Annotated in this window: 19 protein-coding genes; 8 read left to right on the forward strand and 11 right to left on the reverse strand. The window is 32.8% G+C overall.

Going from position 1 to position 16,640, the window contains the following annotated elements; translation table 11 throughout:
- The first annotated feature begins 300 nt into the window (after positions 1-300).
- From panD to BT156_RS05225, 3 genes are all read left to right on the forward strand, one after another.
- Entirely contained in the window at positions 301-651 is a 351-nt protein-coding gene (gene panD / locus BT156_RS05215) for an aspartate 1-decarboxylase (protein WP_072407884.1), read from the forward strand.
- A 3-nt stretch (positions 652-654) separates the two neighbouring features.
- Positions 655-1,683 (forward strand): lysylphosphatidylglycerol synthase transmembrane domain-containing protein, encoded by a 1,029-nt coding sequence (locus BT156_RS05220; RefSeq protein WP_072407886.1) that lies wholly within the window; start codon positions 655-657, stop codon positions 1,681-1,683.
- Between the two features lie 189 nt (positions 1,684-1,872).
- A complete protein-coding gene (locus tag BT156_RS05225; RefSeq protein ID WP_072407887.1) occupies positions 1,873-2,448 on the forward strand; it encodes a TerD family protein in 576 nt (191 codons plus the stop codon).
- A gap of 47 nt (positions 2,449-2,495) precedes the next feature.
- Here the strand turns inward: BT156_RS05225 and BT156_RS05230 are convergent, their stop codons facing one another.
- The 10 genes from BT156_RS05230 to BT156_RS05275 form a co-directional block, all read right to left on the reverse strand.
- On the reverse strand, positions 2,496-2,927 hold the full coding sequence (locus BT156_RS05230; protein ID WP_072407889.1) for a GNAT family N-acetyltransferase: 432 nt from the start codon (positions 2,925-2,927) through the stop codon (positions 2,496-2,498).
- Between the two features lie 5 nt (positions 2,928-2,932).
- On the reverse strand, positions 2,933-3,454 hold the full coding sequence (locus BT156_RS05235) for a 3'-5' exoribonuclease domain-containing protein (RefSeq protein ID WP_072407891.1): 522 nt from the start codon (positions 3,452-3,454) through the stop codon (positions 2,933-2,935).
- A gap of 24 nt (positions 3,455-3,478) precedes the next feature.
- Positions 3,479-3,982 carry a hypothetical protein gene (locus BT156_RS05240; protein ID WP_072407893.1) on the reverse strand — a complete coding sequence of 168 codons (504 nt, stop codon included), beginning with the start codon at positions 3,980-3,982 and terminating at the stop codon, positions 3,479-3,481.
- 36 nt (positions 3,983-4,018) lie between these two features.
- On the reverse strand, positions 4,019-4,639 hold the full coding sequence (locus BT156_RS05245) for a hypothetical protein (RefSeq protein WP_072407895.1): 621 nt from the start codon (positions 4,637-4,639) through the stop codon (positions 4,019-4,021).
- A gap of 204 nt (positions 4,640-4,843) precedes the next feature.
- The gene (gene ampC / locus BT156_RS05250) at positions 4,844-6,043 is read right to left on the reverse strand and encodes a class C beta-lactamase (RefSeq protein WP_072407897.1); all 1,200 of its coding nucleotides are present in this window, start codon (positions 6,041-6,043) and stop codon (positions 4,844-4,846) included.
- 392 nt (positions 6,044-6,435) lie between these two features.
- Positions 6,436-6,636, reverse strand: a complete 201-nt coding sequence (locus BT156_RS05255) for a YqaE/Pmp3 family membrane protein (protein ID WP_072407899.1) — start codon at positions 6,634-6,636, stop codon at positions 6,436-6,438.
- Between the two features lie 44 nt (positions 6,637-6,680).
- Positions 6,681-7,064: a hypothetical protein gene (locus BT156_RS05260; RefSeq protein WP_072407901.1), complete on the reverse strand. Its 384-nt coding sequence runs from the start codon at positions 7,062-7,064 to the stop codon at positions 6,681-6,683.
- Between the two features lie 38 nt (positions 7,065-7,102).
- A complete protein-coding gene (locus BT156_RS05265; protein ID WP_072407903.1) occupies positions 7,103-7,942 on the reverse strand; it encodes a carboxylesterase family protein in 840 nt (279 codons plus the stop codon).
- Between the two features lie 204 nt (positions 7,943-8,146).
- Positions 8,147-9,499, reverse strand: coding sequence for an AAA family ATPase (locus BT156_RS05270; protein WP_072407905.1), 1,353 nt, complete (start codon positions 9,497-9,499; stop codon positions 8,147-8,149).
- Between the two features lie 18 nt (positions 9,500-9,517).
- Positions 9,518-11,560 carry a M3 family metallopeptidase gene (locus BT156_RS05275; RefSeq protein WP_072408392.1) on the reverse strand — a complete coding sequence of 681 codons (2,043 nt, stop codon included), beginning with the start codon at positions 11,558-11,560 and terminating at the stop codon, positions 9,518-9,520.
- Between the two features lie 215 nt (positions 11,561-11,775).
- Between BT156_RS05275 and BT156_RS05280 the strand changes: the two genes are divergently transcribed.
- From BT156_RS05280 to rimM, 5 genes are all read left to right on the forward strand, one after another.
- Positions 11,776-12,309, forward strand: coding sequence for an SRPBCC family protein (locus tag BT156_RS05280; protein ID WP_072407907.1), 534 nt, complete (start codon positions 11,776-11,778; stop codon positions 12,307-12,309).
- A 149-nt stretch (positions 12,310-12,458) separates the two neighbouring features.
- Positions 12,459-12,908, forward strand: coding sequence for a hypothetical protein (locus BT156_RS05285; RefSeq protein ID WP_072407909.1), 450 nt, complete (start codon positions 12,459-12,461; stop codon positions 12,906-12,908).
- 121 nt (positions 12,909-13,029) lie between these two features.
- Positions 13,030-13,542, forward strand: a complete 513-nt coding sequence (locus BT156_RS05290) for a nitroreductase family protein (protein ID WP_072407911.1) — start codon at positions 13,030-13,032, stop codon at positions 13,540-13,542.
- 144 nt (positions 13,543-13,686) lie between these two features.
- Positions 13,687-14,259, forward strand: a complete 573-nt coding sequence (locus BT156_RS05295) for a 30S ribosomal protein S16 (protein ID WP_072407913.1) — start codon at positions 13,687-13,689, stop codon at positions 14,257-14,259.
- Positions 14,260-14,269: 10 nt separating this feature from the next.
- Complete coding sequence (rimM, locus tag BT156_RS05300; RefSeq protein ID WP_072407915.1) at positions 14,270-14,812, forward strand: ribosome maturation factor RimM; 543 nt, start codon at positions 14,270-14,272, stop codon at positions 14,810-14,812.
- A gap of 76 nt (positions 14,813-14,888) precedes the next feature.
- Here rimM and BT156_RS05305 read toward each other — a convergent pair whose 3' ends face one another.
- Positions 14,889-16,535 carry a serine hydrolase domain-containing protein gene (locus BT156_RS05305; RefSeq protein ID WP_072407917.1) on the reverse strand — a complete coding sequence of 549 codons (1,647 nt, stop codon included), beginning with the start codon at positions 16,533-16,535 and terminating at the stop codon, positions 14,889-14,891.
- Positions 16,536-16,640 lie beyond the last annotated feature (105 nt).

A 16,640-nucleotide genomic window follows, 5' to 3' on the forward strand; every position in this document is an offset into this window, starting at 1 on the left:
TTGGGTGAAAACAGTTGAAATATGATAATTTGACTTTTCACGCAAAATCTACGTTAGCCGTTACTAAAATCATGCCAAATGCTTATGTGTATTGACTTTAGCAAAAATTTAATATTATTTTCCGTATTTATTAAATCCTGAATTTCGTATAAAGTATTAATGGTTTTGGCGATATGTTTGTAGATTCTGTAAGTAAATTTCAAAAAAAATGTTTTTAATAAAATTAAATGGCTGTGTATCTGCGTGTTTGAAAATCATTAAAAAGCCTGTTTTATTAATTTTTATTAATAAATTTGCAGCATGTTAATAGAAGTTTTTAAGTCTAAGATTCACAGGGTACGAGTTACGGCTTCAGACCTTAATTATATAGGGAGTATTACGATCGATGAAGACCTTATCGAAGCTGCCGGTTTGGTAGTAGGAGAGAGGGTTTATATCGTAAATGTGAATAACGGTGAGCGTTTCGATACCTACGTTATCAAAGGTAAAAGAAAGTCAGGAGAAGTTTGTCTGAATGGCCCTGCTGCCAGAAAAGTTCAGAGAGATGATATCATCATTATTATAGCGTATGCTCAGATGTCTCCCGAAGAAGCGAAGGATTTTCAGCCGAAGATTGTTTTCCCGGACGAAAAAACTAACCTTCTTACTTAATTCATGGAGAAAAAATCATCAAATCCATTAAAATCAGTAATTACAATCGTAGTTTCACTTGCCTTTGCAGGTTTTTTTTTGTGGCTCGCTCTTAAAGGGCTTGATTTTAAAGTTATCCAGAAATCTCTTGCCAAAGCCAATTACTTTTGGGTTGCATTTGCTTCTGTATTTGGACTTTTAGCCTATTGGTTCAGGGCAATTCGCTGGAATCTGATGTTGGAGCCGATGGGGCACCGTATTTCAAATTCCAATGCGCTTTGGTCTATCTCTTTTGGGTATTTAATGAACCTTACGATTCCGAGAAGTGGAGAGGTGGCAAGAGCTACGGCTTTATATGGTGTGGAAAAAGTTCCTGTTGATAAATCTTTTGGAACCATTATTCTGGAAAGAGTGGTAGATCTTGTCTGTATGATGGGATTTTTAGGATTAACTCTGGCCTTTAAATATGAAGCGATTTTATCTTTTTACAGAAATTCAGGGCTAAATATTAACCCCAATAAAATTTTGATTGGTTTTTTGATATTAATTTTAGGAACAGTTTTGTTTTTTGTGTTTAAAAAGAGGTTGGCTACCGTTCCTTTTTTAGGAAAGATCATTAATTTCATTGATGGGATTTTTCAAGGTTTAACATCAATATTTAAATTAAAGCAAAAAGGGAAATTCATCATTTATACATTAGGAATCTGGATTTGTTATTACTTAGCCGCATACTTAGTATGTTTTGCACTTCCTGAAACATCAAATTTTACGATTGCTGACGGATTTTTCATCATCGTAGTCGGAACTTTGGGAATGATTATCCCGGCAAGTGGAGGAATTGGAGCATTTAATTTAGCAATGAAATTCGGCTTTATGGCCTTATTTATTTCGATGGGAAAAAGTGCCGATCTTGGTGCAGAAATGGGACTTACCTATTCATTCATCTCACTGCCGTTGCAAATTACGATTATGCTTGTAATGGGATTAATCTCAATTCCGATGTTGGCAAAAGCAAGAAATAATGCAGTTTTACATACTGGAATTAAAGATTAAGAATTTATTTTTTAATCAATTTTTTTTTAAATATAATAGTTCGGTCGTTTTGGCCGGACTTTTTTATGGTAATTATTCTTAAGAAGTTAATTTTTAATATTCTGCAATTTACATAAAACTTTCTCACAAAATATGTTGGAAAATTACTAAAACAGCCATAACTTCGAGTAAAACAACAGACATATTATTATGGCAATTAACTTACAGAAAGGACAAAGAATAGATCTAGGATTTACAAAAATGACCATCGGTCTTGGCTGGGATCCGAATGAAGGAAAAGGATATGATTTTGACCTTGATGCATCTGCAATCATGATTGATGCAGACAGAAAATTAGTAAGTGAAGAATATTTTGTTTTTTACAATAATTTGCATTCTCCGGATGGAGCTTTGACGCATACAGGCGATGATCCGAGCGGGAAAAACAGCGATGGAGACGACGATGAATCCATTATCATTGATCTTGAAAAAGTAAATCCAAGCGTTGAGGAAATTCTTTTCGTAGTCACCATTGAAGATTTTGAAAGAAGAAAGCAAAACTTCGGACAAGTGAGAAATTCATACATCAGAATTATCGACAGCACCAGCAATCAGGAAATTGCGAAATATGAACTTGATGAAGATTTCTCCATTGAAACAGGCGTAGAATTCGGAAGATTATACAAACGTGGCGGAAGCTGGAAATTTGAAGCTTCAGGAATAGGTTACAGAGCAGATCTTTCTTTCTTTTTAGAAAAGTATTATAAGGGACAAATTATCAAGTAGAATATTTACCTATCATAAAGAAAAAGTATGCTTTTGGGCATACTTTTTTAGTTTGAAAATTCCATGATGTAAGAATGTTCATTTTCATCGATGATCTTAAAACTTAAACTGGAATATAAGTTTTGTGCTTTATTGGTTTTTAAAACACTTAATGTAATAGGTTTTTTTACAGTTTTAGCTTCCTCAATAATATCTGTTAAAACAGCTTTTCCCAATCCTTTTCCTTGCTGGTTGGGATCAATCTGAAGTTGAAGCACTTCAATTTTATCTTTGTTTTTATCGATTTTTAATAATCCGATAGGTTCATTATTTAAAAATATAATATTGGCTTTTTCAAATTGATACAAAACCCTTTGAAGTGCTGATTCTTCTGTCGTCGGAAGCCCTGAGCTGGCATAATGCTCGGTCATGGTTTTCATTCTCAGATTAAGTAAGAAATCGATGTCTTTTGCTGAGGCTTTTTTGTATTGTAAATTCATATTCTCTATTTTAAGCCAATCTTCAAACCCATTTCTTTTTTCATGTGTAATAAAACTTCGGCATTACCTTTGGCATCGTCAACGGGATGATGCGTATGTTCGGTTTTACGAAGATGTTTCCATTGGGCAAAAGTATCTTTTTCGAGTCCGCAATATAGGTCGGATAATCTTCTTGAAGAGTATCCAAAAGGATTTCTTTGAATAAAATGATGAAAATACCAGCAAATAAACATCCAGTCGAAACCATTATTATCACTGATGAAAATAGGTCTTCCTTTAGAATTTTTTTTGATCCATTCTTCAAATTGGAGCATCACTTCTTTCGGATCATCAAAATCCATTGTTTCTTCTCTGTTAAATCCGGAAACGGCTAATGCATCAGCATTAAATTGGTTAGAGATTGGTTTTAATTTTCCATAAAAAGTTGTCTCCAGATCTTCATCCACAAGCACCGCTCCGAAACATACCATCGAAAAATCTCCGGGAATCGGGCCGTCGGATTCTATATCTACCATAATGTAGCTCATATTCTTAAATGTTTGGGTATGATATTATTTTTTCAGAAAACTAATTACTTCTTTTTCAAAACTATAGAAATTTTGTAAGAGCGATCCTCCTTCCCGTTGTTCTGCAAATTTTTTATCATGAAGAAGCATGAAAATTTTCTTTAATTGAAGATATAGGATACATATAAACTGTTTCGTTTTTACTTCCATTTTTATTATGGAATTCAATTTTGAGTCTGAGTTATAAAATCCGTCAAAATCATGTATTGAAATCATGATTTTATGTTGTTGAGTAACCATTTTTTTTATATCAAAAAAGACTCCGTCAGGTTCTCCCTGCAAAACAAAGCAGGTTTCAGGATTTCCATGAATTAAATCTGATAAAGCCTTAATTAGATCAAAACAGGGATCAGTAAAAACATGAGATATTGTGAATTCAAAAGATTTTTCATTTACAAAAAGATAAAAATCACTCCAGCCATACGATCTCAGATTTAGTAAGATATCAAAATTATCCGTTTGTATTGGTTGACTCACTGTTTTTGACATATCTAATAAGCTAATATTTTTTTACTTAAATATTTACTAGCCATGAAGCTTGATAATAGAACCCTTGTAATATTTCGTAAGATCATATAAATCAGTGAAATAATTATAAATATTCAGAACAAAATTTTCATTTTCAAATATTTTTCCGTTGGAACTGAATTGATTTTCAGCAAAAGAATAAAGATTTTTATAATCCTGTTTCAACATGTCTACTGAAATATCTTTATCCTGATTCTTAATTCCGGTGTAAAAAATTCCATAGATCAGAAATTGATTGAAATGCTGAACATCAACCAAATGATTTAATTTTTGTTTTGAATAATTTTCATAATCCGAAAGAATCTGCTGAAAATTTACAACATCAACTGTTGACGGAATTTCATAAAAAAGATCGATTCCATTAATGAAAAGTTGGGTTTTTACCTCTTCACGATCTTTTTTATATTCATTATCAAACCAAGAGAAAATTTGTAATAACTCCTCTTTAGTAAGGTTTTCTACAGAATCTTTTATTTTAGTTTTAATCAGTTCAAAGCTTGTTTTTTTATCTTCGCTCAAGAAATTCAGCACATTTTTTTCTTCACGGCAAAGCTTATTGTACAAATTAATTTTGGCAATAGTTGGATTGGTTTTTATGAAATAAAGTTCTTCTGCCATGAATTTCTGCCAAATTATTTTTATTAAAACTGTTATAACGGCTATTAAAGATACAAAATATGTATTAAGTTAAAATAAAAAATAATATGCTGTATCTATAAAATGTAAATGTGGTAAAATGTATGCATAAAGAATATCTCGTAAAAGAAAATGACAGCTTAATTTATAGCTGTCATTTTTAAAATTTTACAGATCTTACTCCTGTTAGTTTTTATGATTTTCAAGATAGGAGAGGATCTTATATGCGTTTTCTACTCTTGCTTTTATTGGATAATTTTTATTGGCTAACATTACAACACCAATCTTTTTTGAAGGAATATAAATAACATACGACGCAAAACCGTTTGTAGAGCCAGTCTTATTGATTACTACATTTGATTGTGGCTCCAGAAGAGGTGATAATGCTTTGATATCATTTGCCTTGTAAGCCATATCATCCGCATTTCCTTCCAATAATTGGGATAATGAGGTCGGATAACTGTACTGCTCCCAAATCAGGTCCTGAGTCATCTGCCCGGTTTTAAAATAACCTGTATGTGTTGCTTGTAAAGCTTTTGTAAGCTTAGGGTCTAGATTACCAACTCCCATATTACTGTCTACGAATTTCAGCATGTCTTGCGTAGATGATTTTATTCCATAGGCTTCATTTGCAAGTACACCTGGATTTAGCCTTACTGGCTTATCTTCTTTATTATAGCCCTGTGCATAATCTGACATTTTATTTTGAGGAACAGTATAGAAGGTATTGTTCATTCCTATTTTTGCAAAAACATTGTCTTCCATGGCTTTTGTGAAAGGCTCATTCATTGTTTTTCCAGCAATGACTCCCAATAAACCGATGCTGGGGTTAGAATAAACTCTTTTTGTACCGGGTGCATAAAGCGGAGTCCATGTTTTATAATAGTTCATCAGCTGGTCATTATTGGTGATATTGTCTGGTAACTGTAGAGGGAGACCGCCTGCTGCATGCGTTCCTAAATGATAAAGTTTTACAGAATCAAAAACCGTATTCTTTAGATTCGGTAAATATTTACTTACAGGAGATGACATGTCAAGGTTTCCATTAAGTTGGGAAAGACTGGCTAAGGTTACTGTAAAAGTTTTACTTATCGAGCCCAATTCAAATAAAGATTGGTTGGTAACAGGCTTATTACTTTCTTTAGAAATTGTTCCGTAATTGAAAAAAGAATGCTTGCCGTTTACCGTTATGGCGATACTGATTCCCGGAATTTTATTTTCACTCATAAGAGGTTTGGCAAGACTGTCTATTAAGTTCTTAATATCTGTTGAAGCTGTTTTTTCTGTTTCCTTACATCTATAAAGGCTCAGTAGTGTACATGAAATTAAAAAGGCAGTAATTCGCACTGTGATTGTTTTTGAGGGGAGGATTTTTTTTAGATACATATAGCTGTTTTTGTGGGATAAAATATTGAATCAGCTTTATAAAAAGTCTCTTTCCAAATAGAAATATTATCTATTAATGAGATTCTTAAAACTACTCACAGGAAGCTAAAATTGTGCCGAGTATTTTTATTTATTTCGTAACGTGATAATTTTCTTTACCTGTTGTGCATTTAAAACAAGCACCCATAAAATGAAAATTTCAAATAATTCACCTCCTTTTACTAGAATCCGCTTTTTTTTATATTCCTGTAATCAACTGACTATCATGTTATAAAAATAAAATCCCTAAATGCATAAAAGGTTTTTCTTTATTTTCTAATCTCTATACGAAACAAGTCCCGTGTTTTCTTTTTTTTGTGGCTGTAAGTGGTCCCCCCACCCCAAATATGTAATTACTTTTGATTGTCTCTCATGGCTTTAATCAATTTATCGGTGCGCTTTTCTGCTCTTTCATTATTTAAGGATAAAACAGCCCAAATTGCAGCAGGAATCCAGCCAATTAAAGTAATTTGTAAAACTAAACAGATGATTCCTGTTAAAACTTTTCCACGAACGATAAAAGATAAAAAGGGTAATAAAATAGCGAGTAACATGGTTTAAGAATTTTAAGTTATTGTTCTATTGATTTAATATTTTCTTACTGAGAATTAGGATCGAAATAGGCTTTAAAAGTCAACGGATCCTCAATTTTGTCTTCAGCAGTTTCCAGATATTCATGATATTCTTCCTGGTGCATTTCCATGTAAACCATCACAATTGCCAGATTTATATACAAGTTTTTATCTACTGAACCTAAGTTCATTGCAGTTTTTAAATATTCAATTGCCTTTTCATTTTCTCCCATATCAGAATAAACTGCTCCGATATTGATTAAAGCTGCCGTATTTTCAGGCTCGATGAGTAAAATTTCATCCAGTTCTTTAACTAAAAGGTCATTAATGTCATCCCAGTGATCTTCATTTTCCCATCTTTTTGCCTGGAGTTTTTTTACGTTTTCTAATCTTTGGGTGATGTTATTCATGGCGTAAAATTACGGAATTACAGCTATTTATTTTTCTTTTATTTATGTTTTTCAAATAACCATTTCGGGATTTCATCTGTTGCCAAAAATGGGATCACAATATTGTTATGATGAAGGTTGGTGAACGTTGTAAAGATTAAATTTTTGTCAGAAGATATTTTATTATATAGTTCAACACTGCCAATATATGGGTTCTCATCGTCCTTTTCTCCATGAATTAGCCAGATATTTTTTTCTTTAATTTTATTAAGATTCGACAGATCCGGAACAGAAGCGACAGAAACAACCGCTGCAAATGTATTTGGACTCAAATTCATAAGATTTTGAGCAGTTGAACCTCCCATCGAATAACCAATCAGATAGATTCTGTTTTTATCAATATTTGGATATTCTTTTTCGAGATCTTTAATCAGTTTCAATAAAGCAAAAACCTCGTTGGATGGCTTTGAAACTTGAATTCCTTCTCCATTGATCTCATAATTTGTAGAACGTTTGTTAAACTGTGGCGCTACAACATAACATGGAAATTTCTCATAAATCTCATCCCGTAACCATATTTTAGCAAAAGGTTCAAGTTGATTTTCATTATCATTTCCAATCCTTGTAGAATTATGAAAGGTAATAACCAATGGAAATTTCTCGTTTGTGCGATTGTTTTTAGGCGTTAAAAATCTGTATGGAATTTTAATGTCATTTTCTACAAATATTTTCTTTTGAAATTGATCGGTATTTAAGCTGTTTAATATTTTTCTATTGTTTAAAAAGGTAAGCGTATCAACTTTTGTATCCCGAAATTCTTTCTTTTGCGCAAATGCTTGATTGATGGTGAAACTTAATAAAAGGAGTATTAAAGTTTGTTGAATTTTTGTTTTATGCATGGTGTTTATTAGAGATGGAAGTATTTGTTATTTTTCAATGGATATCGACATCGATCTGCATAGTTCATCATTTATTTTCCTGTCCTTTCGTCTGGAAAATTTTATGTTTCTAATCTTTGGATTGTATTATTTATGGTTTTTAAATTATCGGAAAAGTGATTCTTTTTCTACTTAAAATAAGGTATATGATTATTTGACATTTTACTATATACACAATTCTACAAGCAATTCTATAGATTTTCGTAATTCTATTTCTGTAAATGTTTGAGCTGGATTAGGATGATCAATGGCATTTCTAATATATGTACTTAATGTGTCATAAGTTGTTCCGTGAGGATTAGATGACTGTTTATTATGATCAGTAGCTACATATTTTGGGTGTTGTTTAATGTAATCATCTGTTGCTTTAACAGACGTTAGAGCATTTTTTTGTTGTAAATATCCATACAATTCTATATGAAAATCATTTGAAGGCATATCGAATGCGATGTAATTTGTTTCGGCATCTGTAATACTGGGTAAAATAGTAGGTGTATCAACTCGTTTAGAAGTTATAACTCCGTTTTCACATTTTAAAATTATAACTAAATGATTGTTTTTATTGCCTAAAGCATTTCTTAAAACTAGTTCTGAGTGCGTGGCAAAAAATAGTTGAGTTTTTTGTACGGTGTTATCAATGAATAGATTTTTGTAAAAGTCCAAAATCTTTTTTTGCCATTTTGGGTGCATACTGATTTCTGGCTCATCGATCATAACTATTGAATTTTCAAGTTTTTTCAAGTTTTTTAAAAGAAAACTTCCCCTAAAAACTATTTGTTTTTCTCCTGTACTTAAATTATCAATACTGATGTCTGTCCCATTCTTTTCGAAAAAGACATGCATTTCTTGATCTAAGATTCTAGTATTTTTATACTTAAGATTTTCAAAAAAACTATTAAATGCATTTTTAAATCTATATATTTTTGATAATGGATAAAAATCAGCCCAACTCAAATTAGCAATTTTGTTTCTTTCTGTAAAATCATGGTTATCCTGATGTTCAATATCTACGATTAGTTGTTTTAATGATGTGAAATTTTCGTCCTTATCATTGTCGTACTTCTGGGTGTCCAAATCTTGAAAGGTAGTTGACTGAATTTTACCTGTATGATAATCAGCTCTAGCTTTTGAAAACACACAACCATAATGTCTAATGTCAAGATTATTTTCCTGTATTTCATGAGGACGATTACTCTTATTTGAATAAACATATGATACGCTGCCTTGTTCTACATCTATCCTAGAGTGATACCCTTCATAATTTCTATTTGTTGGTTCGTTAGTTTGGACAGCTTGATAAACTTTATTATTAATTGAGTATTCTATATATTCAAAATCTTTGAAAGATCCAATATTAAGGAAAGTGCTAATTGACTTTAATATTGTTGTTTTGCCACATCCATTTTCCCCAACAAAAAGGACGTTATCAAAGGTTTTATTATTTCCAGTATTTGTCAGATCAAGTTCTAAATCTCCTAATATAGGATGATTATCCCATTTAACTTTTGTAATTTTCATATATTAATTATATTTATTCTACCCAAACGCCCTCTTCAACAAACTTTCCACTTTCGGCTCACTTCCTCTGAAATTCTTATACAATTCCATTGGATCTTTTGTTCCGCCGGAAGAAAGGAGAACTTTATATTTTGCGGCAATTTCGGGATTGAAAATTCCGTTTTCTTTAAAATATTGGAACGCATCTGCATCCAAAACTTCTGCCCATTTGTAAGAATAATATCCCGCAGAATATCCCCCTTGGAAAATATGTGAAAAACTTGGGCTCATCGCTGTTTCCGGATTCGCCGGATAAAGCTGGGTAGCTTTTGTGTAACCATCCTCAAACTCTTTCACGCTTTTACCCTCCAACTCTCCAACTTTCGTATGAAAGTTCATATCCAAAATTCCGAAACCTAGTTGTCTCATTGTCTGATAGCCTTCCATAAAGTTTTTAGAAAGAGCAATTTTCTCGATTTTTTCGTCTGGAAGAATTTCACCTGTTTTATAATGCTTGGCGAAAGTTTTTAAGAACTCAGGTTCGTAACAGAAATTCTCTAGGAATTGAGACGGTAATTCTACAAAATCCCATTTTACAGAAGTTCCGGAAAGAGTAGGATATTGCGTATTAGCCAACATTCCGTGAAGAGCATGACCAAATTCATGGAATAAAGTCGTCACTTCCTGGAACGTCAACAAACTTGGTGTATCTTTTGTCGGTTTGCTGAAATTACAAACAATAGAAATATGCGGACGGGAATTTTCACCGTCTTTTTTGTACTGATTTTTATAGCTCGTCATCCAAGCTCCGGCTCTTTTGCCTTTTCTTGGGAAATAGTCTACGTAAAGCAAAGCTTTGTTATTGGTTGCTGGTTGTTGGTTGCCAGCCTGAATTTCTTTTACTTCGTAAACTTTTACGTCTTCATGGTATTTAGGGATGTCATTTCTCTCCTCAAAAGTTAATCCGAAGAGTCGTTTTGCCAATCCAAAAACAGCTTCCTGAACCTGATCTAAAGGGAAATAAGGTTTTAATTCCTCATCGTTTAAATCATATTTTGCTTTACGAAGTTTTTCGGCATAATAAGCGTGATCGTAGCCTTGTATTTCGTCAATTCCATCGGCTTTTGCTAATGATTTTAACTCTTCAATTTCTTTTTCCGCGTAAGGTTTAGCTTTCGTCAATAATTCATTTAAAAAGTCTAATACTTTTGTCGGAGATTTTGCCATTCTTTCTTCCAAAACATAATCTGCATACGTTGAATAGCCTAATAATTCTGCTTTTTGCTGTTTTAACTGAAGAAGTTCTTTTATTAAATTTTGATTGTCAAATTCACCGCCGTCAAAAGATTTTTTGCCGTTTGCCAATGCGATTTCTTTTCTCAACTCACGGTTTTCAGCATAGGTCATCAACGGAAGATAACTTGGATATTGTAACGTAATCACCCAACCTTCAAGTTCTCTTTCTTTAGCTTCTTCAGCGTATTGTTCAATGATCGCTTCAGGAATTCCCGCTAAATCATTTTTGTTAATAATATGCTTGAAATAATTATTGGTTGAAGCCAACACATTTTGTCCGAATTGAAGGGACTTTAAAGACAAATCCATGCTGATTTTCTTCAATTTTTCTTTGTCTTCTTCATTTAATAAAGCACCGCTTCTCACAAAACCTTTATATGTTTCATTTAAAAGCATTTGCTGTTCTTCATTAAGATTGTATTTCTCTTTTTCGTCGTAAACTTTTTTAATTTTACTGAAAAGAGCTTCGTTTTGAGAAACTTTTGATGAATATTCTGTTAAAATTGGCGAAACATCCTGTGCGATCTGTTGAAGTTCATCACTTGTTTCTGCAGAATTTAAATTAAAAAATATATTGGAAACGGCATCCAATTGCTCTCCGGAATACGCCAATACTTCAATCACATTTTCAAAAGTTGGTTCTTCTGAGTTATTCACAATCGCGTTGATTTCTTCTTCTGATGTTTGAATTAATTCTTTAAAAGCGGGAAGATAATCTTCATTTTTAATAGAATTGAATGGAGCTGAATGATATGGTGTGTTAAATTTTTCTGTTAAAATATTCATTTTTCTATTTTTTAATAAGTGTAAATGTAATAATTCGTATTGATTTGATGGTGGAATTCTCAAAAATAATGCCTCAATGAAAAGGTATGACAAAAATGCTTTATCTTTAATTAATCTTGTCATATGAAAAGTTGAGATAAAGGCGGAATGATTAATTTTGACAACAGAGTTATAACTTAATGATGTTAAAAATTTAACCCTAAATATTTTAAACTATGAAAACAATCTTAAAAATTATTGGCGTAATTGTTCTTTTAATCATCGGATATGCCATAATTGCGATGCTGGCTTTTGGTAAGAATTATCATTATGAAAAATCCATGGTCATAAATGCTCCGAAAGAAAAAGTGTGGCAGCAGATAAGCTCTATGAAGGCTTTTAATGAATGGAATCCTTGGATGAAATTAGATAAAAGCATGAAAGTAACGTATACCGGAAATTCTGGAGAAGTGGGAGACAAATACTGCTGGGACAGCAAAAATGATGATGCAGGAGCGGGTTGTCAGGAAATTAAAGAGCTGGTCTTAAATGAAAAGCAAAAAACAGAAATGACCTTTATAAAACCTTTTGAAGGGCAGGCAACCTCCGAGATCGTTTTATCTCCTGAAGGAAATGCTACAAAAGTACTCTGGACGATGGACACCGAGCAAGATCCTATGATGAAAATAATGAGACCAATGATGGATTACCAGATGGGGAAATCCTACGAAGAGGGTTTGAATAATTTGAAAGCGTTGGCAGAAAAATAAAAATTAGCCTTGTAGATTCTACAGGGCTTTTTCAATGGGGGCTCTTTATTAAAAGTTATATGTAAATATTTTGTCTATTTGAAGTTTTTAGAAATTCAAAAATAAAATATTATTCAAAAAAATATTATCTTTATGTAAAGATTAGATGTATGGAGAAGACCGTATTTGAGAAAAATGCCATAAGAAACTTTGTAAAGACCATTATTGCCGAAAAAATCGAAAAGCTTAAAAATTTTATCGAGTTTACGTTGGATGCAACCCGTGATATTAAAAAAACTCCGAAATATGACAGTATGAGGGAGGAAATGCAGGAGGAAATTTACCAGATGCAAAGACAATTGGGAGCTCTAAATGATCTTCAGCGAAATATGTCAAAAGTTCTGAATAATGCCACAGAAAGAGTGCAGTTGGGTTCGATTGTAATTACCAATAAAGCTCGCTTTTATATATCAGTGTCCTTGGGAGAGTTCTTTTTTGAGGGAGATCGCTTTTACGCTATTTCCTCGGAAAGCCCGATGGCTAAAAAAATGATGGGCATGAAGCCAGGAGACGATTTTACCCTCAATAAAATTCATCAGGAAATTTTGGAAGTATTATAAGAGTCATTAGTTATAAATTATGAGTTATTTTTCCGTGCTGTCAATCAATTTTTATTAACTCGGAACACAAAACCAGCAACTCGCAACCGTCAACGATCAACTTTTTCGTAATTTTGCATCTATGAATAAAGCAGAAGTTTTAAAAGAAATCATAGAGCAAAGAAAAAGCATCTTTCCAAAAGATTACACTGAAACCGAAATGTCTCAGGAAATTATCGAAGAAATCCTGAATTCAGCGACATTTGCTCCCAATCACAAACGTACAAAACCTTGGCGATTTAAAGTTTTCAAAGGGGAAGAAAAAGCAAAATTAGCTTCCGAAATGCAGGCTATTTATAAAGCTTCTCAGCCTGAGCAATTATTTTTAGAGAAAAAATATAATGATATTGGCTTTAAAATTAATAAAGCTGATGCTGTTGCTTCAATCATTGTGAATTTCAGCGGAATGGTTCCTGAATGGGAAGAGATCGCTGCTGTTTCAATGGCGGTTCAAAATATGTATCTTACTTGCACGGCAAATAAGATCGGCTGTTATTGGAGTTCCCCTAAAATCGTAGATCTATTGAAAGAATCTCTGACGATCGAAGAGAATCAGAAATGTCTTGGGCTTTTCTACATGGGAAAAGTTGATTAATCTAACAATGAAAGCCTCTTAAAGAGTTGTTGCATTACTACATTGATAAATTGTTACATTTATTAATCGTAGAATTGAAAATTTTATTTATCTTTGCACTCTTAAATATTTAACTGGGACGAGTTCCCATAAAATTCAAACATTATGTCAGTAAAAATCAGATTACAAAGACACGGATCAAAAGGGAGACCTTTTTTCCACATCGTGGTTGCAGATGCTAGAGCTAGAAGAGATGGTAGATTCATCGAGAAACTAGGTACTTACAACCCAATTACTAACCCTGCGACTATCGATTTGAACGTTGATGCTGCTGTAAAGTGGTTAAACAACGGTGCTCAGCCAACTGATACTGCAAGAGCTATTCTTTCTTACAAAGGAGCACTTTACAAAAAACACTTACAAGGTGGTGTTGCTAAAGGATCTTTTGACGAGGCTGAAGCTGAAAAAAGATTTGCTGCTTGGGTAGATGCTAAAGAACAAAAAGTACAAGGTAAAGTAGAAGGTTTATCTAAAGCTCAAGTTGACGCTAAGAAAGCTGCTTTAGAAGCTGAAGTTAAAGTAAACGAAGCTAGAGTTGCTGCTGCTGCACAAGTTATTGCTGATGCTAAAGCTGCTGAAGAAGCTGCTAACGCACCTGCTGAAGAAGTTGTTGCTGAAGCTACTAGAGAAGGAGAAGCTCCTGCTGCTGAAACTACTGAAGAAAACACTGAAGCTTAAAAATCCCTGTATGCGTAAAGAAGATTGCTATTTACTAGGAAAAATCACACGCAGACACGGCCTTGCGGGTAATGTGATCCTTAAATTGGACACAGACCAGCCCGAGCTTTACAATAAACTGGAATCAATATTCGTTGAAATCAACGGATTATTGGTTCCTTTTTTTATTGCAAAATCATCTTGGAGTAAATTAGATGCTCTTAATCTTGCCTTTAAAAATTCTTCTGAGGCTTTGGTAGACCAATCTTTAGGTAAAAATGTTTATTTACCCCTTACTACATTGCCGAAACTCTCAGGGAAGCAGTTTTATTATCACGAAATCATCGGATATAATATTCTTGATGAAAATGATAACGACTGTGGGGTTATCAGATCTGTAAATGATCAGACCGCTCAGGTTTACTTCGTTACAAACTTAGACGGAAAAGAGGTTGTGGTCCCTATGATCAAAGACTGGATTCTGGAAGTAGATAGAGAAGAAAGAATCATCAAAATGCAACTTCCCGAAGGTCTTATCGATGTCTTTTTAGTTCCTTCTAAAAAAGACGAATAATTTCTTTTTTTTTTTCAAAGGTTCAATTAACTTTTGACCATTCACTTATTCACAATATATTCTCATTACCAATTATTTATTGCTCATAAACTGCGGGTAATAGATATTCCTCAACTATTTTTTCAGATTGTGGATGAGCATATGCTTTATTATAGGCTTTTGCTGTAACGACGATCACTAAAGGAATTTCTGTGAACATAATGATTTTATTACCACCATTTCCACTGCATTGATAGGCCTCAAAACTTTTGCCATCAACCTTATATACTTTTCTCCAAAATAAGTATCCGTAACCTTCAAAGTCTTTATTTTCAGGGAAATAATTGGTGAATGATTTTTTGATCCACGCTTTATCGATTACTTTTTTCCCATTCCAAACTCCGTTATTTTTATACAATTGTCCGAATTTGGCAAAGTCTAAACTATTCATTTTCAGCCCTCCTGCTAGTGATATTTTATGCTGTGGAGTGTATTGCCATTTGTAATTTTTGATTTCTAATGGATTAAAAAGTTTTTCTTTGGCATAATTTTCCAGCCCGCTTGGAACATTTTGATCTAAAATATCACCTGTAACAACAACTCCTGCTGTGAAATAGCTCCATTTCTTACCAATTTTATTATCCGTCATTGGAACATCAAGCGTAAATTTCACCCAATTATCGGTAGGGTACATGTTTTCTTCATTTCCGGGAGAATCTTCATCTTCATCGTTGCCTTCAAAGGCTGAACTCATTGTCAGTAAACTTTTTATAGTGACATTATTTTTTTCAGGAGAATAGTTTTTGAATGCTTTTAAGTCATAAAATTCACTAAGTTTTTGATCTTCATTTTTAAGATAACCGTCTTTTATAGCGATTCCCGTTAAAGCTGAAGCAAAAGATTTTCCAACCGAACGGGTATCCTGTAAACTGTCTCTTCCTGAATTATTAAAATATTCTTCAATAAGCAGTTTTCCATTTTTAATAACAACAATGCTGGTAATATCTCTGAATCTGTTTTCTGCAATTTTCTGATTTAGATCTCTTATTTTTTCTGGGTTAAATTTTTCTGCGGAAACTTCCCATCCGCTGTTAGTCTTGATAGGCTGAAGAGCGATTTGTTTTTCACTGATATCTTTTTTAGGAACAGTTAGATTAATTTCTCCTTTTGCTATAAGGCGGCCTGTTTTTACCGATGTTGATTTTAAATAAGGCCGGATTTCTATTTTTAAAATATGATTTCCTGTTGTCAGGGCATCAATTCCACCATGAACCAGATAAAAGCGGGACCATAGATATTTGCCCCAAGAATCTTCATTGCTGGAGCTCGTTAAAGGAATTCTAAAGTTTGTTTTTATCTTTTTGTTTTCTGCTGTTCCGGCGCCTGTATTTAAATTTTCTACATAAATTAATTTTCCATCAACATAAAAAGAGAACTGATAATTTCCCTTTTTGAGCAATTCATCAGCGGTTAGAGCAGGATCAAGTTCATGTAAATAATTAACCAAAGAATTATCCATAAAAACTCTGATATCCAGATCTTTATCTTCCTGAAAGGTCATGCTTTTTAAAAGGTCACTTTCCTTAAGATTTTCTAAGGCGATTACTTTGTCTAAAAAAAGAACTGTATTCAAATGACCTTTCTGAACAGGATTTTCAATTTTTTCAGGAGTAATAGTGTTTTGAGCTTGTCCAAAAGATAAATTAAATATCAGTGACAGAATAAATATAGAGATTGGTTTCATTTCAATTTTAAATCTAAACAAAAATATAAAGCTTTGTTTAGAAAAAATAGAATAAAATTAACGTTTATGATTTTCTCACAGATTTTCACAGTTGTTTATGTATAA

Source organism: Chryseobacterium limigenitum (assembly GCF_900114875.1).
Taxonomy (GTDB): Bacteria; Bacteroidota; Bacteroidia; order Flavobacteriales; family Weeksellaceae; genus Chryseobacterium; species Chryseobacterium limigenitum.